Genomic DNA, 23,052 nt, shown 5'->3' with positions numbered 1-23,052 from the left:
ACGTGCCAGTCGCATACCCGGTGCAGTCACCGAAACCATGAAGCGGTTGGCTGGCCAAGGCAGCTGTCTTGTAGATTCGAACGAAAAGCGGGGCTCGGCAACCTCGCGGTATTCCACCGGCAACACCAGACAGAAAGATCGGCGGGCAACGTCATGCGGCTCCGCGCACTCCTGGACACCGAATCCCTGGGCCTGCGGCTGCTCGGGGGCGAGGACGAGCTGGACCGTACGGTCCGCGGCGTGATGACCACCGACCTGCGGGATCCCAGCCGCTACCTCTCCGGCGGCGAGCTGGTGCTCTCCGGGCTCGCCTGGCGGCGCACGCCGGAGGACTCCGAGCCCTTCGTACGCATTCTGGCCCAGGCCGGGGTCGCCGGTCTCGCGGCCGGCACGGCGGAGCTCGGCCCGGTCCCCGAGGACCTGATCGCGGCCTGCGCACACCACCACCTGCCGCTCTTCTCCGTCACCGAGTCGGTCTCCTTCGCCACAGTCACCGAGTACGTCGTACGGCAGGTCTCCGGCGAGCGGGCCGGCGACCTGGCCGCCGTCGTCGACCGGCACCGCCGCCTGATGACCTCGGGCCCGGCGGGCGGCGGCCCCGAGGTCGTCCTGGACCTCCTCGGCTCCGACCTCGACCTGAGGGCCTGGGTCCTCTCCCCCACCGGACGGCGGATCGCGGGTGCCGCACCGGGCGGCGACGGCACGCCCGCCGGGGACGCGGCGGTCGGCGCCCGGCTGGCGGGCGAGCACCTGGCGGCGGCGCGCAGCGGGCGGCGCAGCCCGCACCGGGTCCTGCTGGGCAACAGCACGTACTCCCTCTTCCCGATCCGCAGCGGCGGCCGCGACCTGCGCGAGACCGTGCTCTCGGACTGGCTGCTGGCCGTCGAGGCGGACGCCGGGGACTGGCCGGCGGAGCGGCTGGACCTGCTGCAGGGCGTCACACAGCTGATCGCCGTTGAGCGGGACCGGCGCGACGCGGCCCGTACGGTGCGCCGCCGGCTCGCCCAGGAGGTGCTGGAGCTCGTCCAGACCGGCGCCGCGCCCGCCGAGATCGCCGCCCGTCTGCGGGTCGCCGCGCCCGTGCTGCTGCCGGGCCTGGGCACGGCGCCGCACTGGCAGGTCGTGGTCGCGCGCGTCGAATGGGAGGGCGGGGACCTGCCCGGCGGCCAGGTCGCGCAGACCCTCCTCGAAGAGATCCTGGTCGATCCCGCCAGCGCGGGCCCCGACCCGGCGGACCGCATCGCCGTCGCGCACACGGGGGACGAGGCGGTCGCGCTGGTACCGCTGCCCGCGCTGCACGAGGACGACGCGGACACCAAGGCCGAGGGCATGGAGGCGGAGGCGCTGCTCCGGGCGGTCCAGGAGCCGCTGGCCCGCGGGCTCGCCGACGACGGCCGGCTCACCATCGGCGTCAGCGCCGCCGTCCACTCGGCGGAGGGGTTGCGCGGCGCGCTGGAGGAGGCCCGGCACGCCCGCCGGGTCGCGGCGGCCCGGCCCGGCCCCGTGTGCGCCGCAGGCCACGAGGAGCTGGCCTCGCACGTCCTGCTGCTCCCGTTCGTCCCCGACGACGTGCGCCGCGCCTTCACGGCCCGGCTCCTGGACCCGCTCCGGGACTACGACCGGCGGCACCGCGCCGAGCTGATCCCCACCCTGGAGGCGTTCCTCGACAGCGACGGCTCCTGGACCCGCTGCGCCGCCCGGCTGCACCTGCACGTCAACACGCTCCGGTACCGCGTCGGCCGCATCGAGCAGCTCACCGGCCGCGACCTGTCCCGCCTGGAGGACAAGCTGGACTTCTTCCTGGCGCTGCGGATGACCTGATCACGCCGCGACAGGCCCCGCGCGCCCCGTGATCACGGCTCGATAAGGTTTTCCCATGGCGACGACGAACGGGCCGGAGGCGGCCGCCGGGCCGGAGCCGGCGGAACCGGAACCGACGGAACCGGCAGCCCCGGCCTGGCAGGCGCCGAGCGAGATCGAGCAGCGGCTGTACGACGCGAAGACCCGCGGGGACTGGGCCGCCTACTTCGAGGTACTGGCTCGCACCGAGCTCTTCATCGCCGACTCCCGCGCGGCGGCCGACGCGCACCCTGGCACGGTGCGCTTCCAGCCGTACTGGGACCGGCGGACCGGCACGCCCTGCCTGGCCGCCTTCACCGTCGGCATGCTGCCCGCACCCGTCGAGGACCCGGTCTTCTGGTCCGGCTCGCTGGACTGGTACGCGCGGAACTGGGAAGCGCACGATCCGCCGTGGCTGGCCGTCAACCCCGGCAGCCCGTGCGAGGCGTACTTCCCGACCTCCCCCGGGCACCGGGCCGTGTGGCAGCGGCACGCGGCGGAGGCCGCCGCCTCATCCGACGATGAGGGGATCAGGCTGCGCGCCCTGCACGTGGGCGGACCGCTGCACGGGCCGGTGGCGTACGGACTGGCCTGCGGGGCGCTGCTGTTCGTCAAGAACGGCCAGCCGTGGAACGCCATGGCCCACCACGGCCGGGGCTACTACCCCGAGAAGAAGCAGCTCGCCGAGTTCTGGAACGTCACCGACCGCGCGACGTGGCAGCAGGCCCAGGAGCGGCTGACCGCCGCCGACATGGTCAGCGAGGTATGGGAGTTCGCACTCGCCGTGCGGCGCTCGCTCGCGCTGGACTTCGCGGGCGCCGTGAGCGTGGACCACTGGCGCGGGGTGGCCGAGCGGGTACTGCGGCACAACGCCGAGAAGGGCGCCGAGGTCAAGCTCACCCCGGACGGCGTGACGAAGACCGAACCGCCCAGTGAGGCGGAGGTCGCCTCGCAGGTCGCGGGGGTGCAGCGGCTCATCGGGCGGATCGCGCGGTACGAGGCGCGGTTCCGCGCGGACGGCGTACTGCCCGAGGGCAAGTTCGTCCGGTCCGTCGAGGCATGGGACTACGGACGCGCCTCGGGCATGGCCCGCTGGGGGCTCGGCGCGCGCTACTGCACGCTGGCGGAGGCGGAGCAGGCGGTGCTGCGCGCGGGCGCGGCGAGCCGGAGCGCGTACCGCTCCTGGGAGGACTTCTCCGCCGGCTTCATCCTCGGCCGCTGCCTGCAGTTCGACGAGGAGGAGTTCGGCCACTGGTACGAGGACATGGCCACCGCGCACCGCATCCTCACCACCGATCCGGCCAGCCCGTGGCGGAACATCCCATGGGAGTAGGGCCGCGCGGTCGGCGACGGTGATGATCTCCGCACCGCCGGAGTGCACTCCGTACCCCTCGCATCCGGTGGTCCGTACTCCGTCACGCGTCCACCGGCGTCTCCTGCACCGGGACGGGGCGGCGGGATCACGGGGCGGGCGGTGGAGGGTGCACGGCGCGGGGCCGGGTGCGCGAATCCGAATCACTCGTTGGAGCGGCTTTTGCGCGCCGCCGCGACGGCGATCGAAGCGCCAGGTCAGGGCGGTCGACGATCGACCGCTGCGTGCGCGCACCCCGCCGGGCAGCCATGATCGGCCGCTCTAGCGGCTCAACTCCGCTTCGTACACGGCCCACCGGAGATTGTGAAATCATTCACCCAGCCCCTTGGCCCCACGCCGAAATTCGTGCTGAGATTCGCCCACTGCTTCCAGTCCAGCTCAAAGGTGCGCTCGGGGAGGGCAATGTGGCGGACACCGCCATGCCGGAATCTGCCGAAACCAACGGGTCCGAAGGGCCCGTCGAACGACTGCCGGTGCCGGGAGCACCGGTGACGGGACTGCCGGCGGCCAGGACCGCCGGACCGGCCGCGGACGGGACCAAGGACGGGGACAGCCCACTGGACCGGGCGGTCTGGCGGCTCCGGTCCCGCGGCTGCTGGGACGACGCGGCCGCACTGCTCGAACCACACGCCGCGGCCCACCCGGCCATCGCGCTCCGCCGCGCGGCGCTTCTCGTGGAGCGCTCCATGTTCACCTGCGCGGGCTGGGCCGAGGCCGAGGACGCGCTGCGGTACGCCGAGGCCCGCGCGGGCACCGACGACGAGCGCGGCGACGCGGCCTGCGAGCGCGGCCATCTCGCCTACGCCGCCACGGTCCTGGGCGTACGCGACCGCGCCGACGAGGCCAGGGCCGCGCTCGGCCGCGCCGCGGCACTGCTGCCGCCGGCCGCCGAGGGGCGCGCGCTGCTGGACTTCCGGCGCGGCCTGGTGGCCGAGCACATCGCCGACAGCCCGCAGTCCGCGCGGGCCGCCTACCGCCGCGCACACGCCGCCGCGACCGCCCACGACGACCCGCTCCTGCTCTCCTTCACCTGGCGCCATCTGGCCGGACTCGCCCTGCGCGACGGGGAGTTGGCGGAGGCCCGGCACGGCTTCGCCGAATCCCTCCGGATCCGCGAGGAGCTGGGCTATCTGATCGGCACCGCCCCGGCCCTCGCCGCCCTTGCCGACGCCGCCCCGGAAGAGGACGCGGCCCGGCTCCGCGCCGAGGCGGCCCGCCTCTTCCGCCTCATGGACGGCGTGCCTACGTGGCTGGCGGACCAGCTGATCACGGCGGCGTGACGGGGCCTCATTCGTCGCAGCCGACGCCGTCGCCGTCCCGGTCGAGGCGGTAAGGATCGTCCGGCCCCACGGGGGTGGGTCCCGACAGATCGGAACAGTCGACGTCGGGGCCGCCCGCCGGCGGCTCCGCGGGCGAGGTGTCCTGCGACGGCTCGGTCTCGGGAGTGTCGGTGGGCACGTCGGCGGGCTCGTCAGTGGGTATGTCGGCGAACTCGTCCGTCGGCAGGTCAGTGGGCGTGTCCGCGGGATCCGAAGCAGGTGACGTCTCGTCACAACCGGCCCACAGCCCCGCCTCCACCTGCTCGGCCTCGTCGGCCGCCCCGGAGATCGTCGGCCAGTGCTTGTCGTTGGGCGGGTAGAGGGTCGCCTTGGCGTCCCCGCCGGAGACCATCGCCTCGTTGACGAACTCCCCTCCGTCGTTCCACACGTACAGCAGATAACGGCCGTAGGGGTCCTTCAGGTCCTCATCGCGTTCGATCCGTATGTCGGAGCCCAGCGGCAGCAGGTCCGAGAGGCGGTCGGTCGCTTCGTCGGCGTGGCAGGTGCCCACCTCGGGGGCGTCGATCTCCAGCAGGCGGACGGTGGCCCCGGCGTCGGCCGGGAGGATGCCGCCTCCGCCGAAGACCTCCAGCGTGTCGCCGTCGATGATGCGCGCTACGGAGGCGTTCCCGGTGTTCCGCCGCTCCTCGGCGGAACCGGGTGCGTCGGCGGAATCCTCGGCGCCCTCCGCCGCCGGTTCGGGGGCCTCCGCCCCCGTCTCGGTCACCGCCGGATCCGGGTCGGCGTCCATCCGGCCGCCGCTCTCGCCGCAGCCGACGCCGGCGAACACGGCGAGCGCGGCCGGCGCGGCGAACAGGGAGACCAGCCGCGCCTTTCCGCGGCGGCGAAGCCCTGGCGACGAGGGCTGCTGAGAGGAGTGGTTCATGGCGGCCGCCTCCGGCCGAGAGGGATCGTGCTCTTCCCAGCAGAGCACGGCAATTCAGGGGCCGCCAGTCGGGTGATGTCCGGGGACGGGTGGCTCAGTGGAGGAAGCGGTTCCCCGTGAGGTGATCGCGGGCGATGCGTTCGATGAGCGGGAGGTCCTGGGCCAGGAGGGCGTCGAGGAGGGCCATGTGGTCCGAGGCGTCGGCCAGGAGGTCGGCGACGCCGACCCGCGTGCCGGCGCACGGCCAGGACGTGCGGCGCTGTACGTCCTCGGCGACGAGGGTCAGTTGGCGGTTGCCGGTCAGGGCGAGGAGCGCGCGGTGGAAGGCGCGGTCCGCCTCCGCGTACGCCACGCAGTCGCCGTGGCCGGCGGCCGTGACGGTCGCGGCGGCCAGTGGGCGCAGCTCCTCCCAGCGCTCGGGGGCCAGCGTGCGGGCCAGCCGCAGTACGGCCGGTACCTCCAGCATGGCCCGTACCTCCGCCAGCTCGGCGAGGTCGCGGGGGGTGCGCTCGGCGACCCGGAAGCCGCGGTTGGGGACCACCTCGACCGCACCCTCGGTGGCGAGCTGCTGCATCGCCTCGCGGACCGGCGTCGGCGACACGCCGAAGCTGTCGGCGAGCGCAGGCGCCGAGTAGACGGCGCCGGGGGCCAGCTCGCCGGAGAGCAGCGCGTCACGGAGCGCGGCGAGGACCTGTGCGCGTACGGAGTGCCGCTGCGGCTTGCGTACGGAGGGCGCGGAGGGCGCGGCGGGCGGCGCCTCGGGGGCGGCGACACGCGCCGTGGCAGGTCCCGCGGTCGGCGGCGTGACGGGAGACACTGCAGGCGGGGCCGCGACGGCGTGGGTGACGGCGCCGTCGCCGTCGGCCGGGTGCCGGTCGCGTACCGCCTCGGGGCGCCCCTGTGCGGGCACGCGGGCGCGTATCCGCGGCGGCTCTTCCGCTCCGCGCTGCTCCATGGGGTACCTCCTGATGTCCTTGAGCACCATAGGCGGCCCCTGCCGCAGTTCAAACCTCGGAGAGTTCCGCTAAGGTAAGCCTTACCTGCCTACGACGCGAATCGGTGGTCCTCCGCATGAACGCTTCCGTCCTCGCCGCCCCGCCCTCCCCTTCCCCCGTGACCGGCGCCTATGCCCGGCTCACCGAAGTGTTCCCGAGCCTGCGGGTGACCGAGCTCGGGCCCCAGGACGCGGCCCCGGCGGGCGAGGACTGGACGAGCGCGGCGGAGCTGGCGGACGGCGGCGCGGCCCTGGACGCCTTCCTGGCGTGGGACGACGCGCAGGTGATCAAGAACTACGGGAAGCGCGCCCGCCCTGACGTGGTCGCCAGCTTCGGCCTGCACCGGTACGCCTGGCCGGCCTGCCTGCTGATCACCATGCCGTGGTTCCTGCACCGCCGGGTGCCCCGGCTGCCCGCGGGCGCCGTCTTCTTCCCGCGCGAGCTGGGCCACGCCGCCGTACGGATCACCTCCTTCGCGTGCCTGCCCGACGACCCGGCGGCCGGGCTGCCGGGCGCCGTGGTCGTGGCCGACGAGGAGGCGCTGCGCGCCGAGGTGCGGGCGGCGGTCGCCGAGCACCTCGGGCCGGTACTGGACGGCTTCCGGCCCCGCGTGCGGCGCGGCCCGCGCGCCCTGTGGGGCATGGCGACGGACGAGATCGTCGAGGGGCTGTGGTATCTCGGCCATCTGCTCGGCGAGGAGCCGCGCGCGGTGGCCGAGGTGGCGCGGCTGCTGCCGGGCTCGACGGCGCCGTACGTCGGCGGTGCGGGCTTCCGCGAGCTCACCGGCCCGGCCGGCGAGCAGCTCCCGACCCGGGACCGCGCGAGCTGCTGCATGTTCTACACCGTGCGCCCGGAAGACACCTGCGTCACCTGTCCGCGTACGTGTGACGCGGACCGGGTCGCACGGCTCACCGCGAGCGCCTGACCCGGGCGCTCCACTCCCCCGCCACGGCGCTCCGCTCCCTCATCACCCGATCGAGTGGCGGCAATCGAACTCAACTGCCGCCGCCCTGAAGGCTGTACGAACAGTTCGCCCCTCTCGGCGGCCCTGGTCGCCTCCTTGGCGTCCTCTTGCCCCGAAAGCCCCTGCCGTACCGGCCGACTCCGCCAGGATGTCGCGCGAAAACGCGTACCGCGAGGCAAGAGGCAAGGGGTCCCAGATGAGAATGACGGACATATCGCTGGACTGGCTCGTCCCGGGGGCCCTGCTGCTCATCGGCGTCACGGCGGCCGTGGCGGTGGTCCTGCGCGGCAAGCGGAGCGCGGACAAGGCGGCCGACGACTCCTGGGAGCGCAGCGAGGAACGCCGGCGCCGCAAGGAGGCGGTCTACGGCTCGGCGTCCTACCTGCTGCTCTTCTGCTGCGCCGCGGTGGCGGCCGCGCTCTCCTTCCACGGCCTGGTCGGCTTCGGCCGGCAGAACCTCAACCTCTCCGGGGGCTGGGAGTACCTCGTGCCGTTCGGCCTGGACGGTGCCGCGATGTTCTGCTCCGTACTGGCCGTGCGCGAGGCCAGCCATGGTGACGCGGCGCTCGGTTCCCGGATGCTGGTGTGGACGTTCGCGGGCGCGGCCGCGTGGTTCAACTGGGTGCACGCGCCGCGCGGCCTGGATCACGCGGGCGCGCCACAGTTCTTCGCGGGCATGTCGCTGTCGGCCGCGGTCCTCTTCGACCGGGCGCTGAAGCAGACCCGCCGGGCGGCGCTGCGCGAACAGGGCCTGGTGCCGCGGCCGTTGCCGCAGATCCGGATGGTGCGCTGGCTGCGTGCCCCGCGCGAGACCTTCGCCGCCTGGTCGCTGATGCTGCTGGAGGGCGTGCGGAGCCTGGACGAGGCGGTCGACGAAGTACGCGAGGACCGCCGCGAGAAGGAGCAGGCGCGGCGCCGTCGGCGCGAGCAGGACAAGCTGGACCGGGCCCGGGTGAGGGCGCTGAACCGGCAGCACCGCTGGGGGCGCCACGCCCGTCAGCTGCCTGCCATGACAGCCGGACGGCCGGTGGCACAGCAGGCCGAGACCCCGGCGATCGAGGGCCAGGCGGCCGGCGGCCGGGCGGTCGACACCCCCGCGATAGAGGCGCCGCCCCTGACCGAGAGCCCGGCCGCCGAAGCGGAGGGCGGCCGGCCGCGGTCGCGCCCCACGCTGAAGGCCGTGACCGGCCGTACGGGCCGCACCGGCGGCGCCGAGCGGCCGGGCCCGCGGACCGTGGACCTCACCGCCGAGGACGACACGCAGACGATCCCGCGGCTGGACTCCCTGGAGGAGAAACTCGCCGAGATCGAGCGGCAGTTCGGCTGAGCGCAGCGTGAGGACAGCGCGGCGTGAGGACAGCGCGGCGTGACAACAGAGCGGCGGGCCGCCCCCTTCAAGGGGCGGCCCGCCGCACGTTCACCGATTCCGGCACGGGCAGTCACACCGCCGTGCCGCCCAGTTCGAACCACACACACTTGCCGACCCCGTGCATCCGTATGCCCCAGGCGTCCGCGAGCGAGCGCACCAGCATCAGTCCTCTCCCCGAAGTGCCTTCGGTGGTCGGTCTGCGGGGCTGCGGCCGCCGGGACACGAAGTCCCGTACTTCCACCCGCAGGCGGTCGGTGACCGTCACGGTCACCACGGCGCCCCGGTCGGTGTGCACCAGGGCATTGGTGACCAGCTCGCTGATGAGCAGCTCCGCGATGTCCGACCTGCTGGTGTCCCCCCAGTGGGCCAGCTGGTGGCGCAGGTCCCTGCGGACCCTTGCCACCGCCGTGAGGTCGGCGCGGCGCAGCCGGTGCCGGATGGCCCTCGGCCGCTGCCCTTCCGTCCATGTGCCGCCACGGCCGCCGAGTGGGCCGGTGACCGGCCCGTCGGTCCGTCCGTGCAGTTGCTCGCCCCGTACAGGCTGACGCTTCATCCTCCCCGCCCCGAGCGCTCCGGTGTTCCCGATCTTCATCCCCGATCTTTCGAACAACCTCAGATCGATGCATGCCCACCGGGATACGCCCCAAGCTTCGCCCCCTGCTTCCGCATATGCCACGAGATGCCCGGCTGGTCCCGACCAAGGTCCGGCCCGGCGGTCATGACAAGGGCAGAAACATGCGCGCGGCACGGCCGTCCGTAGGACGAATTCGCCCTCGCTGTCGACCGGCCCGCTGCCGCACCCGGTGCACGGCTTCCCGGAGGAGATCGCGGCGCGGGGTCCACCGAGTGTCCCGGTGCGGCTACGCCCGCGTCCGGGCCGCCGCGGCATCGCAGCGCAGCTCGGAAGCGCCTGACTCCTTCTGCCGCGGAGAGGCACAGGTGCGGGGCATGTGCCCCGCTGGACGGTAACGGCTCAGAAGCGTGGATGGTGCGGAGGTCAGAAACGTGGGATGTTGCGGAGGTTTGACCGGGCCATCTGCACCATCCGGCCCACCCCGCCGTCCAGCACGATCTTGCCCGCCGAGAGCGCGAACCCGGTCACCATGTCGGCGCTGATCTTCGGCGGGATGGACAGCGCGTTCGGGTCGGTGACGACATCGACGAGCGCGGGACCGTTGTGCTTAAAGGCGTCCCGCAGCGCGCCCCGCAGATGCTTGGGCTTCTCCACGCGGACGCCGTACGCGCCCGCCGCCCGGGCGATGGCCGCGAAGTCGGGGTTCTGGTTGCCGGTGCCGTACGAGGGCAGGCCCGCCACCAGCATCTCCAGCTCGACCATCCCGAGTGAGGAATTGTTGAACAACACGACCTTCACCGGCAGGTTGTGCTGCACCAGGGTGAGGAAGTCGCCCATCAGCATGGAGAATCCGCCGTCGCCGGACATCGAGACGACCTGTCGCCGGCGGTCGGTCAGCTGCGCGCCGATGGCCTGCGGCAGCGCGTTGGCCATCGAGCCGTGGCTGAACGAACCGATGACGCGGCGGCGCCCGTTGGGCGTGAGGTAACGCGCCGCCCAGACATTGCACATCCCCGTATCCACGGTGAAGATCGCGTCGTCCGATGCCTCCTCGTCCAGTACGGAGGCGACGTACTCCGGGTGGACCGGGACGTGCCGGTCCACCTTGCGGGTGTACGCCTTGACCACGCCCTCCAGCGCGTCGGCGTGCTTCTTCAGCATCCGGTCCAGGAAGCGGCGGTTCTTCTTCTCCTGGACCAGCGGGGTCAGGCAGCGCAGCGTCTCCCGTACGTCGCCCCAGACGGCCAGGTCCAGCGTGGAGCGGCGGCCGAGGTGCTCGGCGCGCACGTCGACCTGCACGATGGGCACGTCCTTGGGGAGGAACGCGTTGTACGGGAAGTCCGTGCCGAGCAGGATCAGCAGATCGCACTCGTGCGTGGCTTCATAGGCGGCGCCGTATCCGAGCAGACCGCTCATGCCCACGTCGTACGGATTGTCGTACTGGATCCACTCCTTGCCGCGCAGTGCGTGCCCGACCGGCGACTTGATCTTCTCGGCCAGCGCCATGACCTCGGCGTGTGCGCCCGCCGTACCGCTGCCGCAGAAGAGCGTGACCTTGCCGGCCTGGTCGATCATGCGGGCGAGCTGCGCGATCTCGGCGTCGCCCGGGCGTACGGAGGGCCGCGCGGTGACCAGCGCGTGCTCCTCGGCGCGCTCGGGGGCCGGCTCGCCCGCGATGTCGCCGGGCAGCGCGACCACGGAGACGCCGCTGCGACCCACCGCGTGCTGGATCGCGGTCTGCAGGACGCGCGGCATCTGCCGGGTGTTGGAGATCAGCTCGCAGTAATGGCTGCACTCCTGGAAGAGCTGGTCGGGGTGGGTCTCCTGGAAGAAGCTGGTGCCGATCTCGCTGGAGGGGATGTGCGAGGCGAGGGCCAGTACGGGGGCCATCGAACGGTGCGCGTCGAACAGGCCGTTGATGAGGTGGAGGTTGCCCGGTCCGCAGGAGCCGGCGCAGGCCGCGAGCCGGCCGGTGATCTGGGCCTCGGCGCCGGCCGCGAACGCCGCGACCTCCTCGTGCCGGACCTGGACCCAGTCGACGGCCGAGGTGCGGCGGATGGCGTCGACGACGGGGTTCAGGCTGTCGCCGACGACTCCGTACAGCCGCTTGACCCCGGCGCGCGCCAGGATGTCGACGAACTGCTCGGCCACGGTCTGCTTCGCCATCGCGCGCACGCCCTTCGGGTGGGGATCAGTGGCTCGCGCCGCCCGTCGGGCATTTTGCCCGGTTCAGCGGCATTGGTTCGGTTCTACCACTCCCTCCCGGCGCCGAGCCGGGTCCCACACCGCGGTCCGGCGGGCGGCTCAGCTGTCCCACACCGCCGCGGCCGTGCGGTCCTTCGCGTGACCCTTGACGCGCAGCTGGGCGTCGGCCAGGAAAGCGGCCAGGCCCGGCGGCTCGGTCTCGGCCCACCGCCCGGCCAGCCGCGCGGCGAAGTCGGGCGCCTCGCGCAGCGGCTCGGCCAGCCCCGCGCTGCACAGCAGCAGGGTGTCTCCGGAGCGGGCCACGGAGGCGCGGAAGCGGAACGGTTCGCCTACGGGTTCGCGGGCGTCCGGTTGCTCGGTGCCGGCCCCGGCGGGCCCGAGGCCGGCCCCCAGGTTCATCGTCGGCTCCGGGTCCCGCACAGCCGACTCCTGGCCGGCGAGGCCGCGCTGTGCCGGGATGCCGGGCGACTGTGTGCCGTACCCGACGACCGGCCCGCCGACCGCCTCGTCCGGCGGCCGCGGCGGCTCCAGGTCCTGCCAGACGCCGTCCCGGAGCCGGAAGAGCCCACCGCCGCCGAGGCCGAAGAAGACCCGGGTGCGGCACGCCGGGTCGGCGGGCAGCAGCAGGCAGCGCAGCGAAGCGGTGTACTCGCGCGGGTCCAGGCCCAGCTCGGCCGCGCGGGCCCGCAGCCGGCCGTAGCCGCGGTCGGTGAGCCGCTGCAGCCCGGACTTGAGGGCTTCGCGGCGGCCGCTACGGATGTCGTCGGCCAGCCGCGCGCCGGAGCGGCCGACGGCGGCGCCGATCCACTGACAGGCGTCCCGCGCCGCGCGGTGCCCTTCAGGCGAACCGTGCGCCCCCGAGGCGACGGCGATCAGGATCAGGGTCTGCCGCCCGCTGCCGAAGCGGGCGGTGAGCAGGGCGTCGCGGCGCGGATCGCCCCTGTACCGGGCGGAGTCGCCCCGTACGGATGCGGCGCGGAGCGTGAGCGTGCCGTACTGCGCGCCGTCCAGCTCGGTGTCCGGGACGAGCCCGGCGAGGTCGGCCGGGTCGGCGGCGGGCAGCGCGACCGGCTCGGCCGCGTACGTGGGCGGCCGGTCCCCGATGAACTCCACGACGGGGACGGGCGGCTCGGGCTCCACGACCTCGTCGGCGGCGTCGACGGCTTCGACGGCTTCGACGGCTTCGACTGTTTTGGCCTCGTCGGCGGCTTCGGCTGCTTCGGCCGTATCCGCCTCGTCCAGCGTGCGCAGGACCGAGTCGACGCGGTCGTCCAGCGAGTCCCGCGCGGTCGTGGGCCCCGCGTCACCCGGCTTGCCGTCGCCCGCTTCGTACAGCTCGCGCCACCAGTGGTCCTCGTGTCCGCGTGTGTCCCCCTGCTGACTCATGGACCGTATTGTCCATGCCTGCGCGGCCGCGAGACAGTGCACAAAAGAGTGCTCCGCGACGCGTCACCGGGCCGCGTCGACACCCTCCAGGGACAGCAGGGTGCGCTTGCGGTCCAGGCCACCGGCGTATCCGGTGAGCGAGCCGTCGGCTCCGATCACGCGGTGGCAGGGGCGCAGGATCAGCAGCGGATTCGCGCCGATCGCGGTGCCGACGGCCCGTACGGCGGGCCGGGTGGCCCCGATGCGGCGGGCGATCTCCCCGTAACTGGCGGTCTCGCCGTACGGGATGGCGTCCAGCGCCGTCCAGACGCGCTCGCGGAAGGCGGTGCCGCGGGTGGCCAGGGTCAGGTCGAAGTCCCGGCGCTCGCCCTCGAAGTACTCGCCGAGCTGCCGTGCCGCCTCGGCGAAGGCGGCCGGTTCGCGGGTCCAGTCACCCGACGGCACGATGCCGCCCTTCTGTTCGGGGACGGAGAGCGCGGTCAGTACCGTGCCGCCCCGGGCGTCGGCCGACGGCTCGCCCACGAGGGTCAGCCGGCCGAGCGGGCTGTCAAGCAGCGTGTAGAGCGGCATGGTTGATGCTGTCCTTCGGGTCGGGATGGTCCATATGGTCGGTGTGCCGCAGGTACTGGTAGGCGTACGAGCGCCACGGGCGCCAGTGCTCCGCCTCGGGGGCCGCGTCCGGCGGGGCCACGTCGGGGTCGCCCAGTGCGCGCCTCCGGATGGCCGCGGCGGCGGCCGGGCCGACGCCCGGCAGCGCGGCGAGGGCCCGCTCGGCGGCGTCCCGGTCCGCGCCCGCCGCGAGATCCACCGTGCCGTCGGCGAGCGCCGCGCACAGCGCCCGTATGCCCTCCCCTACGTCCGCCCCGGCCAGCTCCTCCGGCGTCGGGAAGAGGTGGGTGAGCGTGCCGTCGGGGGTGTCCAGCGGCTTGCCATATGCCCGTACGAGGGCGGCGGCGCGCTCCGGTGGCCCGCCGAGCACGGTCCGTACCGCCTGCTCCGCCGGGTCGGCCGCGCCCGGCGAGCGCAGCCCGGGGCGGGCCGCGACCAGCGGGCGGAGCAGCGGGTCGGCCGAGAGCCGGGCGGCGACCGCGTACGGATCGGCGTCCAGGTCGAACAGGCGGCGCAGCCGTTGGTTGGCGGTGGGTAGATCGCGCAGGTCGGTGAGGTGCAGCCGGCAGTCGAGCCAGCCGGAGCGGGCCGGTCCGCCGGGCCCGCCGGGCCGCTCGCCGACCTCGGCGACGGCGGTGCCGTAGGTGAGGCGCAGGGTGCGGCGGTACGTACGGGCGCCGGCGGTCCCGATGACCTCCTCGACGCCCGGTACGGCCGCTTCCTGCAGATCGTCGAAGATCTCCCGGGCGGCGTACGGGCCCCGGAAGGCGAGCCGCAGCGGGATGCCGCCGGGGGTGCCCGGCTCCCCGCGCGCGGCGCGTCCGCGGGCCGCGGCGCGCAGCTCGCTGGGGGTGCTGCCGTAGATCTCCCGCATCGTCGCGTTGAACTGGCGCACGCTGGCGAAACCGGCCGCAAATGCCAGCTCCGTGACCGGCAGGCCGGTGGTCTGGAGCAGGATGCGGGCGGTGTGCGCGCGGCGGGCGCGGGCCAGCGCGACCGGCCCCGCGCCCAGCTCGGCGGTGAGCTGGCGCTGCACCTGGCGGGCGCTGTAACCGAGCCGTGCGGCGAGGCCCGCGACGCCCTCGCGGTCGACGACGCCGTCGCCGATGAAGCGCATCGCGCGGCCCACCAGGTCGGCCCGGACGTTCCAGTCCGCGGAGCCGGGGACGGCGTCCGGGCGGCAGCGGCGGCAGGCCCGGAAGCCGGCGCCCTGGGCGGCGGCAGCGGACGGGAAGAACCGCACGTTGACACGCTTCGGGGTGACCGCGGGGCAGCTCGGGCGGCAGTAGATGCCGGTCGTCACCACGGCGAAGAAGAATTCTCCGTCGAAGCGCGCGTCCCGGCTCGCCACCGCCTCGTACCTGCTGCTTTCGTCCTTCACACCGTCCAGTGTGCGGGATCGCCGCAGCCGCTTCCGGCGGAAATCGGACATGGCGTTCGAGGCACTCGGGCGCGCGAAGCGACCGGGCCGCCCGCTGACGGGCGGCCCGGGACCGACCGCTACGGCCGGGTACCCCGCTTCCGCTCCCCCATGTGCCGCCCGAGCGCCTGCTTCTGTTTCCAGTCCCGGCGCAGCTCGGCGCGGAGCCGGGCGTCGGTCTTGGCGACGATGCGCTGGTTCTCGCGGAGCAGCTTGCGGTAGCTCTCCAGGCGGCGCTGCGGCAGGTCGCCCGCGTCCACTGCCGCCAGCACCGCGCACCCCGGCTCGGCGGTGTGCGCGCAGTCGTGGAAGCGGCAGTCGGCCGCGAGCTCCTCGACATCGGTGAAGGTACGCGCGAGGCCCTCCTCGGCGTCCCACATGCCGACGCCGCGCAGCCCCGGGGTGTCGATCAGCACCCCGCCGCCGGGCAGCACCAGCAGGTCGCGGGTGGTCGTGGTGTGCCGCCCCTTGCCGTCCCGGTCGCGTACGGCGTGCACGTCCTGGACGTCGGCGCCGATCACCGCGTTGGCCAGGGTGGACTTGCCCGCGCCGGACCGGCCGAGCAGCACGGACGTGCCGCCGGCCAGTACCGCCGCGAGGACGTCCAGGCCGGCGCCGGTCGCCGCGCTCACCGCCAGTACCGGCACACCGGGCGCGACGGTCTCGGTGTCGGCGACGAGGTGGGCGAGGCCCGCCGCGTCCGGCACCAGGTCCGCCTTGGTCAGCGCTACGACGGGGGTGGCGCCGCTCTCCCACGCCAGGGATACGAAGCGTTCGACGCGCCCCAGGTCGAGCGGCTCGGCCAGGGAGACGGCCACGACCGCGTAATCGACGTTGGCGGCCAGGATCTGGCCTTCGGAGCGCTTGGAGGAGGCGGACCGCACCAGTGCGGTACGCCGTGGGAGCAGCGCGCGGACGACGGCGTCCGGCCCGCTGCCGGGATCGATGGCGGCCCAGTCGCCGGTGCACGGCACCTTGAGCGGGTCGCCGGTGGCCACGAGCGCGGTGCTCGCGAGCACGGTACGGACGCCGTCGCCGTCGGGCACGACGGCATCCACGCGGCCACGGTCGACGCGGACGATACGGCCGGGCAGGCAGCCCTGTCCGGCGCAGGACGTGAAACTCTCCGCGAACCCTTCGTCCCAGCCATAGGCGGTCAGCGGGTGCGCGGCGGTGAGGTCGGACAACGGGATGAACCCTTCACACGGGTGCGGTCCCGGCCGCGCAGGAGTGTGTTCGCGTCAGCCGGAGACCACAGAGGTGGACGTGATGAACTTCCGGATACGGGCAGCGCCCATCGCAACGACAGTCATCAGTACTCACCTCCCGTTTCCTCAACAGCCAATGACGGCACCCCCCGGGCCACCGTCCGGAACACCGCTGAACTTAGACCAGCCCCGGGCAGGAGCGCCAACCGTTTTCCCGCCCCCTTCGATCGCCCACAGCGGCGAAGTGGTGGCTCCCCGGAGGGTTTTGGCGCGGAGGGACTCCATGCCCAGATGGAGGCCGGTGGCGCCATGGGCGTAGGCGTCCTCGATGGGGAGGTAGTAGACGAGGTTGAAGTACTCGTGCGCGCCGCGCAGCCGTGCGTAGTCATAGCCGGTGGCGCGGAGCCAGACGGTGCCGGCGTGGCGGTAGAAGAGGCTGAAGGCGACCATGCGGCCCTCGGCAAACGCGGCGCAGACGATTCCGCTGTCGGCCATGCCCTCGGCCTGGTCGCGCAGCAGCCGGGCCATGACGGCGGGGTCGGCCGCGTGGCCGTGGCGCTCCTGGAGCTGGGCCAGCAGTGCGCCGGCGGCGTCGGCGCACTCGGAGAGCCGTAGGGTGCGGAGCTCGTATCCGGCTTCGGCGAATGCTCGGCGCTCGCGGCGGATGGTGACGCGCCGTTTGGAGGGCCGGGCGGCCAGGTAGTCGTCGAATGTGCTGCCGGGCAGCGGGATACGGGCGTCCTGGCCCAGCCGCACGGGCTTTGTGCCGCAGGCGTCGGCGAGTTCGGAGGCCGCCGCGTCGGTGACGTACAGCCACCACGGCTGTGCCTCCTGGGCGGCGGCGAGGGATTCGGCGGCCGCCACGAGCCGGCTCAGGGCCTCGCGCCGCCGGTCGGGGGTGAGGCGGGGGTGGAGGAGAGGGGCGTTGACGTAGCCGCGGCGGGCTCCCGCGAGCAGGGTCCTGGCCGGTGTCCGGTCGGGGAGGATCTCGGGCACGCGGTAGAGGGCGTTGGGTTCGGTGTCGACGACGTACAGCGGTGCGGCGGCGACCAGGTGGCCGTCGTCGTGGACCAGGGCGTAGCGGACCTGGGCGGTGGGGTCGCGCTGCTGGGCGGCAAGCCACTGGTGGGAGAGGTACAGGCCCGCCTGCGCGGTCAGGGCGTCCCATGAGGCGACGGGGACGTCTCCGATGTCGGGTATGAGGGTGCGGATCACGGCAGAGGTTCCTCCCGGTCGGGCGGGGCGAGGGCACGGGTGGCGGGGACGGCGAGCACGCTGAGGGAGGCGAGCAGCAGCCAGGGCAGGACGGGCTGCTGACTCAGGAGCGCAGTGAGGACAACGGGCGCTACGGCGCCGCCGATGGACCAGGACAGCTGGAAGGCGGCCTGGTGACGGCCGTTGGCCTCGGCGGGGGCCAAGGAGACGGAGAGTTCGTTGAGGGCGGGCGAGCAGAGGATCTCCGACAGGGTGAACAGCAGCATCGCCGCCATCAGAAGAGTCGCCACGGCCCAGCCGGGCCCGCCCTGCCAGGCGAGGGGCGCGGCGAAGACGGCGAAGGAGCCGGCGCCGACGAGGAACCCGCCCGCGATCACACGGTGCGAGTGGTGGCGGGCCGAGCGGCGGGTGATGACGGAGGTGAGGACGGCGACGGCGGCGGTGTTGACGACCAGGAGGGTGCCCGGGATCCACGCGCCCGCGCGCAGGGTGTCGGTGACGTATACCGCGAGGAGGACCGGCGGGACCATCTGCGCGAGGACGAAGGCCAGATTGGCGGCGACGAGCAGGAGGTAGCGGCCGTCCCGGAGGAGGGCCGACCAGCTTCCCCGCCGGGCCGGCTCAGCACTGTCCTCCGGTGGGCCGGGCGCGGCCGGGCCTCTGGTGGGCTTCCATGTGAGGAACAGCAGTGCCGCACCCAGGAACGTGCCCACGTTCACGGCGATGAGCAGGTGCAGGCCGTCCGGGCCGAACACGCCCAGGGCGATGGCGGAGACGGCGGCGCCGGCACCGATGCCGACGTTGCGCAGCGACGAGATGAACCCGAACCACAGGCGCTCCTCGCCAGGTACGCAGGCCAGGGGCACCAGGTTTCGGGCGGCCGTCCAGTACAGGTTGATGCCGGCCTGGACGATGAGGTAGGCGAGGCTGATCTGCCACGCGGAGCCGACCACGAGGAACACCGCGAACCCTGCGGCGGAGACGAGGTTGGCGATCGCGACGACCGCTTTCGGGCCGAAGCGGTCCATCAGGAGCCCGCCGAGCGCGGGTACGGGCAGCGCGAGGAGGTTTCCCAGTGTGAGCGCCGCACCGATCGCCGCGAGGGAGAGGTGGGTGGCGTGGGTGAGGTAGACGACGGTGAAGGCGAAGACGAGCCCGGTGCCGAGGCTGTCGACCGCGTGCGCGGCGACGAAGCGGCCCGCTCCGGTGAGCACGGGCAGCCCGGCCCTGGCCCGCAGCCCACGGCGACGGCCGGCCGGTGGCCTGCCGGTGAGGGTGCTCACCGGCCCGCGGGAGTCAGGAGACGGCGGATCTTGTCGAGCATGGGGGCCGCGATGAAGTCGGTCTGCGCGCACAGCTCGGTGAGGTCCTTCACGACACGTCGCTCATCGCCCCGCTCCACGGTGAATGTGAGGATGCCGCCGTGGTTGTGGCCGTCGATGACCAGGTCGTGGCAGGTGACGAGGTCGATACGGGCGCGGAGTTCGGCGAGCAGCGTGGGAGTGGGGTTCGCGGTGAGGCACTCGATCGCGAACCGCTCGGCCGGCGCGCCGGTCCGGGTCGGCCAGGTGCCTCCCAGGATGTCGAGGAGGGCGGCGAAGGTGTTGAGCCCACCGGCGGCGATGGACAGCGTCGTGGCGCCGCCGATCCGGGGGTTGATCTCCAGGGCGTGGTAGACCCCGTCGGCGTGGATCATGTCGACGTTGACGGACCCCTCGACCCCGAGATCCGTGCACAGCTCCACCAGGCGCTGCGCGGTGGGCTGGAAATCGTCGTCCCGGGTGGGGTCGGCGTAGCGCAGGTCTTCGAAGGTGAACGCGGGAGGGCCGCCCGCGGTGCCGGTCCAGATGAGCGGCATGACGGTGTAGTGGCCCCCGGCTCCGACGATGTCGACCGAACAGAGCCGTCCGCTGACGCACTTCTCCAGGACGGCGTGCGCCGCCGGCCGGGCGGCCAGATAGCCGTCGAGGGCCGCCGGATCCGGGAGGAACTCGATGCCCATGCTGGTGGAGTCCCACAGCGGCTTCGCCATGAGGGGATAGCCGAGGTCCTGCGCGGCGAGGCGAACGGCGTCCGGGTAGGCCGGGACGGGCAGCGCCCGGTCGTTGAGGAGGTCACTGTCGATCAGGACGGCGGGCGGAGTGGCGATGCCGTGCGCGTTCAGGACCCGCTTGGTCTCCCACTTGTCGCACAGGACGCGCGTGGCGGCGAGGGGCGTCATGACGGTGCGGATGCCCAGGGCCTCGAGCTTGGTCTTGACGACGGCGTCGCGCAGGGCGTTCTCGTCCGGCAGGGAGATCGCCACGGCCGCGTCGGCCCCCCAGGCGCGTACCCGCTCGACGAACTCGTCCGGGGTTGCGCCGGATCCGAGCCGCTCGCTCGTACCCGGGAACAGCTCGGGGCCGCAGTCGCCGCTGGTGTGGAAGAGGCGTGCCTCGGCACCGAGCTGCGCCAGGGCGGGGGCGATGCCGTGGATGTACGGGTCGGCCCGCCGGATGTCGGCGGACCGGAGGAAGGCGATGCGCTGCATATCAGCTCACTTCTATGCGGGTGTGGGCGCACACGTGGGCGGCGGCGGCGTTGACCTGGCCGGGCGTGGGGGCGGTGAAGACCAGGTGGCCGATGCGAGCCGAGTTGTCGTGGGCAGCACCGACGGTGGCACCGGGCGGGGTGGTGATGTGCTGGTCGACCAGGCCGTCGTGGCGGCCGGGGAGGGTCACCCCGTGGAAGGTGCCGGCACGCGGCGGGGTGAGGAATCGGATCGCGCACGCCCCTTCCTGGGCGCGGGTACGTCCGGCTTCTCGTCGAGGACCGCCTGCAGGTAGGCCCGGGCTTCGTCGATGCCGGAGGCACGGCGTACGACGTCGACGAGGTGATCGCCGGGCAGGCGGGCGCCCACCTCGATGACGACGGGGCCCGCCTCGGGCGAGAGCTTGAGCTCGGTGTGGGCGACGCCGTTGCGGATGCCGAGTGCCTCAAGGGCCCGTTCGGTGGCCGCCCGCAAGCTGCGCAGGTCGGCGGGCGACAGGGCAGCGGGACAGGTGTGACCGGTCTCGGCCCGGTAGGCACCACCGGTGGTGTGCTTCTCGACCACGGGCAGATGGGCGTACTCGTCGCGCCAGACCACGGTGTCGAGGCTGAACTCGGGTCCAGGGACGTACTCCTGGATGACGACACGCTGGTCCATGGGCAGGCCGTGCGGGGCGGCGATCGGCCAGGACTGGGCCTGCCGTACGGCGGTGTCGAGCTCTTCGGGGCTGTTGACCACGCTGACGCCCCAGGAGCCACCCTGCTCGGCCGGCTTGACGACGACCGGGAACCCGATGCCGACGGCGTCGAGGGCAGGTGCCGCCTCCCCGGCCGTACGCACGCTGACGGTTCGCGGCGCCGATACCTGGCCCGCGGCGAACGCCTGGGCCATCTCCGCCTTGTTCCGGGACGCCCGGGCGAGCCGCGGGTCGTTGCCGGGCAGTCCGAGGCGGTGGGCCAGCTGAGCGACGAGTGGGGTGAAGAACTCCCAGCAGCAGGCCACCGCGTCGATCCCCGTGGCCTTCGCGAACCCGGCCAGGTCCGCCAGCGCCCGGTCCCCGTCGGTGAGGTCGGTGAACACCGTGCCGTGGATCTTGTCGCGCAACGTGGCGGGGTAGCTGTCGTAGACGTCCTCGTGGGTAGCGACGAAGACGTGCGCCCCGAGTGCACCGGCGGCATCCAGCACGTAGGGCCCCGAGTTTGCAAGTGCTTCGATCAGCAGGATCTTCTTCACGCAGGGCAGTAGACCGCACCATTCATGCCGCAGCCATGAGCATAACCACCAGAGCACGGCATGAATATCGCGGCAACGCCTGTAGCAAGCTACAGGCGTTGCCGCGGGGCGGGGATTCCAGGAGCTCCAACTTTGCGGAAGCGACTCGCAGCGTCATCCCGCCATACAGCTACTCCTACCCATCGCGCTCCACCTACCGGCCGCTCAACGGCAGCTGGACCGTTGAAGACGCCTGGAATCAGGACCTCGGCCTTTTTCAGGTCCCCGAGCTCAACCTGTCACCCGACCGGCAGGCGATCGCGGGCCAGTCGTTCGCGGGGGCCGAGGACACTGCCGACCGGCTCGGGCAGCCACCCTGCTGCGGGCCCGTCATCACACCGAGGTCTCACAGTCATCCGGCCCTCCGAGCGCTTGGAGGAGGCGGACCGCACCAGCGCGGTGCGCCGCGGGGACAGCGCGCGGACGACGGCGTCCGGCCCGCTGCCGGGATCACACAGCGCACCTGAGCTGTCCCCACGCCAGGTTCTCCCCGCGTGCCGCCACGAAACTCCGGCCCTCCGGTGGGCCGGTGTGCTCCGGGGTGAACAACTCACCGTTCAGAGTGCGCAGTTCGGCGCCGGCCTCGGCGGCCAGCAGCGCCCCGGCCGGCAGGTCCACGCCCTCGGCGCAGTACCCCACGAACGCGTCGATCGTCCCTCGCGCCAGCAGTACCCACCCCAGCAGCGGCGCCCACAGCTCCAGTACCCGCCAGGACCCACGCGCCAGCTCGGCACGTATTCGAGCAGCCGTCGGGTCACCGCCCACGCCGTACCCCTGCGTCCAGGCGACCACGGGCCCGGACTCGGGGAGGACCGAGGCGGGCCCGGGGAGCCGGCCGGCGGGGCCGTATGCGCCCTGGCCTGCGACGGCGTGGTAAGTGGCACCGGTCACGGGCTCGTGGACGATACCGAGGGCGGGTCCGGCTCCGTTCATCAGGCCGATGCCGACGGCGTACGCGGGCAGCCCGATGGCCACGTTGTTCGTGCCGTCGAGCGGGTCCACCAGCCAGGTGCGGCCGCCCTGAGGCCCCTGGTCCCCGGCCTCCTCGGAGACGATCCGGTCGTCCGGGAAGGCCTCCCGTAACCGCGTCACGATGATTTTCTCGGCGGCGAGGTCGAGATCCAGCACCACGTCCCGGCCGGCTTTGGCGTGCACCGTGTGCGCGGAGTTGAAGGAGGCGGCGAGCAGGGCGCCGGCTTCCTCGGCGGCGGCCGTGGCGATGCGGCGTTCGCGGTCCAGGTCACCGGTCATGCAGGCTCCTCAGGGCGGTGCGGGCCAGTCGCGGGGTGTCGGCTTCGGCGCAGTGGCGCCGGGTGGTGATGCGGCCCCGGGGCCCGGCGTCGACCGGGCCGAGGGAGAGGTCCCGGCCGCCGGGGCGGGAGCGGCCCAGTACGAGGGTGGCGGCGGGCCCGTCCGAGCGGGAGGCGTGGAAGAGGCCCGCGGGCAGGCGGTACGTTTCGCCTGCCGTGCACACCTGAGGCGGGTGCGGCTCGCCGTGCACCAGGGTGTCGGTGGGGTTCACCTCGTCCGTGCCGTCGGCCTTGCTGAGCACCTCGTATATCCGGTGCGTCGGCTCCCCGGACCCGGTCACGTCCATCGGCTCGTGCGCGACGCGCCCGTACAGCACGTGGCTGATCAGGTCCCAGCTGTGGGCGTGGTGCGGTTCGACACCCGGTTCGGTGTCGGTGCCGTGGCCGAAGAAGTGGAGGCAGACGCCGAGTTCGCCGTCGCGGACGACGGGCAGGCACACGAAGCCCAGCGGGTGGCGGACGACGGGTACGTCGAGCATCCCGGCCGACAGCTGCTCCAGCAGGTGCGCGGAGTACGCGGTGGCAGCGGCGGCGGCCATGGGCCCGGCCAGCTGCTGCTCAAGATCGTGGAAGTGCATG

20 protein-coding genes are annotated in these 23,052 nt (G+C 73.4%); 5 read left to right on the top strand and 15 right to left on the bottom strand.

The features are described 5' to 3' along the window. The first annotated feature begins 153 nt into the window (after positions 1-153). The 3 genes from AB0I82_RS27920 (at position 154) to AB0I82_RS27910 (ending at position 4,491) form a co-directional block, all read left to right on the top strand. Complete coding sequence (locus tag AB0I82_RS27920) at positions 154-1,821, top strand: PucR family transcriptional regulator ligand-binding domain-containing protein (RefSeq protein WP_363260123.1); 1,668 nt, start codon at positions 154-156, stop codon at positions 1,819-1,821. 55 nt (positions 1,822-1,876) lie between these two features. Continuing rightward, complete coding sequence (locus AB0I82_RS27915) at positions 1,877-3,172, top strand: DUF1266 domain-containing protein (RefSeq protein WP_363260121.1); 1,296 nt, start codon at positions 1,877-1,879, stop codon at positions 3,170-3,172. A gap of 527 nt (positions 3,173-3,699) precedes the next feature. Continuing rightward, positions 3,700-4,491: a hypothetical protein gene (locus AB0I82_RS27910; RefSeq protein WP_363260120.1), complete on the top strand. Its 792-nt coding sequence runs from the start codon at positions 3,700-3,702 to the stop codon at positions 4,489-4,491. A 7-nt stretch (positions 4,492-4,498) separates the two neighbouring features. Here the strand turns inward: AB0I82_RS27910 and AB0I82_RS27905 are convergent, their stop codons facing one another. Both AB0I82_RS27905 and AB0I82_RS27900 read right to left on the bottom strand, forming a co-directional pair. Further along, positions 4,499-5,416: a thermonuclease family protein gene (locus tag AB0I82_RS27905; protein ID WP_363260118.1), complete on the bottom strand. Its 918-nt coding sequence runs from the start codon at positions 5,414-5,416 to the stop codon at positions 4,499-4,501. A 94-nt stretch (positions 5,417-5,510) separates the two neighbouring features. Next, positions 5,511-6,371 carry a GntR family transcriptional regulator gene (locus tag AB0I82_RS27900; RefSeq protein WP_363260117.1) on the bottom strand — a complete coding sequence of 287 codons (861 nt, stop codon included), beginning with the start codon at positions 6,369-6,371 and terminating at the stop codon, positions 5,511-5,513. Positions 6,372-6,487: 116 nt separating this feature from the next. Here AB0I82_RS27900 and AB0I82_RS27895 point away from each other — a divergent pair, with 116 nt between their 5' ends. Both AB0I82_RS27895 and AB0I82_RS27890 read left to right on the top strand, forming a co-directional pair. After that, complete coding sequence (locus AB0I82_RS27895; protein ID WP_363260116.1) at positions 6,488-7,336, top strand: (2Fe-2S)-binding protein; 849 nt, start codon at positions 6,488-6,490, stop codon at positions 7,334-7,336. A 235-nt stretch (positions 7,337-7,571) separates the two neighbouring features. Continuing rightward, the gene (locus AB0I82_RS27890) at positions 7,572-8,702 is read left to right on the top strand and encodes a DUF2637 domain-containing protein (RefSeq protein ID WP_363260115.1); all 1,131 of its coding nucleotides are present in this window, start codon (positions 7,572-7,574) and stop codon (positions 8,700-8,702) included. A 112-nt stretch (positions 8,703-8,814) separates the two neighbouring features. Here the strand turns inward: AB0I82_RS27890 and AB0I82_RS27885 are convergent, their stop codons facing one another. From AB0I82_RS27885 to AB0I82_RS27825, 13 genes are all read right to left on the bottom strand, one after another. Continuing rightward, positions 8,815-9,297, bottom strand: coding sequence for an ATP-binding protein (locus AB0I82_RS27885; protein WP_363260114.1), 483 nt, complete (start codon positions 9,295-9,297; stop codon positions 8,815-8,817). 444 nt (positions 9,298-9,741) lie between these two features. Then, on the bottom strand, positions 9,742-11,484 hold the full coding sequence (locus AB0I82_RS27880) for a pyruvate dehydrogenase (protein WP_363260112.1): 1,743 nt from the start codon (positions 11,482-11,484) through the stop codon (positions 9,742-9,744). A gap of 138 nt (positions 11,485-11,622) precedes the next feature. Continuing rightward, the gene (locus AB0I82_RS27875; protein WP_363260111.1) at positions 11,623-12,909 is read right to left on the bottom strand and encodes a protein phosphatase 2C domain-containing protein; all 1,287 of its coding nucleotides are present in this window, start codon (positions 12,907-12,909) and stop codon (positions 11,623-11,625) included. Positions 12,910-12,972: 63 nt separating this feature from the next. Then, positions 12,973-13,479 carry a methylated-DNA--[protein]-cysteine S-methyltransferase gene (locus AB0I82_RS27870; RefSeq protein ID WP_363260109.1) on the bottom strand — a complete coding sequence of 169 codons (507 nt, stop codon included), beginning with the start codon at positions 13,477-13,479 and terminating at the stop codon, positions 12,973-12,975. Continuing rightward, the gene (locus AB0I82_RS27865; protein ID WP_363260108.1) at positions 13,457-14,899 is read right to left on the bottom strand and encodes an AlkA N-terminal domain-containing protein; all 1,443 of its coding nucleotides are present in this window, start codon (positions 14,897-14,899) and stop codon (positions 13,457-13,459) included. Before AB0I82_RS27865 ends, AB0I82_RS27870 begins: the two co-directional genes overlap by 23 nt. 119 nt (positions 14,900-15,018) lie before the next feature. Continuing rightward, positions 15,019-16,125 carry a ribosome small subunit-dependent GTPase A gene (rsgA, locus tag AB0I82_RS27860; RefSeq protein WP_363260107.1) on the bottom strand — a complete coding sequence of 369 codons (1,107 nt, stop codon included), beginning with the start codon at positions 16,123-16,125 and terminating at the stop codon, positions 15,019-15,021. 147 nt (positions 16,126-16,272) lie between these two features. Continuing rightward, the gene (locus AB0I82_RS27855; RefSeq protein ID WP_363260106.1) at positions 16,273-17,361 is read right to left on the bottom strand and encodes a GNAT family N-acetyltransferase; all 1,089 of its coding nucleotides are present in this window, start codon (positions 17,359-17,361) and stop codon (positions 16,273-16,275) included. Beyond that, a complete protein-coding gene (locus AB0I82_RS27850; protein WP_363260105.1) occupies positions 17,358-18,644 on the bottom strand; it encodes an MFS transporter in 1,287 nt (428 codons plus the stop codon). Before AB0I82_RS27850 ends, AB0I82_RS27855 begins: the two co-directional genes overlap by 4 nt. Beyond that, positions 18,641-19,891 (bottom strand): ATP-grasp domain-containing protein, encoded by a 1,251-nt coding sequence (locus AB0I82_RS27845; protein WP_363260104.1) that lies wholly within the window; start codon positions 19,889-19,891, stop codon positions 18,641-18,643. The genes AB0I82_RS27850 and AB0I82_RS27845 overlap by 4 nt, the downstream gene beginning before the upstream one ends. Before the next feature lies 1 nt (position 19,892). Beyond that, positions 19,893-20,081, bottom strand: a complete 189-nt coding sequence (locus AB0I82_RS27840; RefSeq protein ID WP_363260103.1) for a hypothetical protein — start codon at positions 20,079-20,081, stop codon at positions 19,893-19,895. After that, positions 20,078-21,124, bottom strand: coding sequence for an ATP-grasp domain-containing protein (locus tag AB0I82_RS27835; RefSeq protein ID WP_363260102.1), 1,047 nt, complete (start codon positions 21,122-21,124; stop codon positions 20,078-20,080). Before AB0I82_RS27835 ends, AB0I82_RS27840 begins: the two co-directional genes overlap by 4 nt. A 489-nt stretch (positions 21,125-21,613) precedes the next feature. Beyond that, positions 21,614-22,414 (bottom strand): inositol monophosphatase family protein, encoded by an 801-nt coding sequence (locus AB0I82_RS27830; RefSeq protein WP_363260101.1) that lies wholly within the window; start codon positions 22,412-22,414, stop codon positions 21,614-21,616. After that, entirely contained in the window at positions 22,404-23,051 is a 648-nt protein-coding gene (locus tag AB0I82_RS27825) for a hypothetical protein (protein ID WP_363260100.1), read from the bottom strand. The genes AB0I82_RS27830 and AB0I82_RS27825 overlap by 11 nt, the downstream gene beginning before the upstream one ends. Between the last annotated feature and the right edge of the window lies 1 nt (position 23,052).

Origin of the sequence: Streptomyces sp. NPDC050315 (assembly GCF_040655775.1) — a bacterium.
Taxonomy (GTDB): domain Bacteria; phylum Actinomycetota; class Actinomycetes; order Streptomycetales; family Streptomycetaceae; genus Streptomyces.
Note: the sequence above shows the minus strand (reverse complement) of the source record. Positions and strands in the feature narration are given on the sequence as shown.

Bases quoted from the DNA above. Each gene is read 5' to 3' on its own strand.
- AB0I82_RS27920 (WP_363260123.1), top strand. From the start codon at position 154: ATGCGGCTCCGCGCACTCCTGGACACCGAATCCCTGGGCCTGCGGCTG.
- AB0I82_RS27915 (WP_363260121.1), top strand. From the start codon at position 1,877: ATGGCGACGACGAACGGGCCGGAGGCGGCCGCCGGGCCGGAGCCGGCG.
- AB0I82_RS27905 (WP_363260118.1), bottom strand. From the start codon at position 5,416: ATGAACCACTCCTCTCAGCAGCCCTCGTCGCCAGGGCTTCGCCGCCGC.
- AB0I82_RS27900 (WP_363260117.1), bottom strand. From the start codon at position 6,371: ATGGAGCAGCGCGGAGCGGAAGAGCCGCCGCGGATACGCGCCCGCGTG.
- AB0I82_RS27895 (WP_363260116.1), top strand. From the start codon at position 6,488: ATGAACGCTTCCGTCCTCGCCGCCCCGCCCTCCCCTTCCCCCGTGACC.
- AB0I82_RS27890 (WP_363260115.1), top strand. From the start codon at position 7,572: ATGAGAATGACGGACATATCGCTGGACTGGCTCGTCCCGGGGGCCCTG.
- AB0I82_RS27885 (WP_363260114.1), bottom strand. From the start codon at position 9,297: ATGAAGCGTCAGCCTGTACGGGGCGAGCAACTGCACGGACGGACCGAC.
- AB0I82_RS27880 (WP_363260112.1), bottom strand. From the start codon at position 11,484: ATGGCGAAGCAGACCGTGGCCGAGCAGTTCGTCGACATCCTGGCGCGC.
- AB0I82_RS27875 (WP_363260111.1), bottom strand. From the start codon at position 12,909: ATGAGTCAGCAGGGGGACACACGCGGACACGAGGACCACTGGTGGCGC.
- AB0I82_RS27870 (WP_363260109.1), bottom strand. From the start codon at position 13,479: ATGCCGCTCTACACGCTGCTTGACAGCCCGCTCGGCCGGCTGACCCTC.
- AB0I82_RS27845 (WP_363260104.1), bottom strand. From the start codon at position 19,891: ATGCAGCGCATCGCCTTCCTCCGGTCCGCCGACATCCGGCGGGCCGAC.
- AB0I82_RS27830 (WP_363260101.1), bottom strand. From the start codon at position 22,414: ATGACCGGTGACCTGGACCGCGAACGCCGCATCGCCACGGCCGCCGCC.
- AB0I82_RS27825 (WP_363260100.1), bottom strand. From the start codon at position 23,051: ATGCACTTCCACGATCTTGAGCAGCAGCTGGCCGGGCCCATGGCCGCC.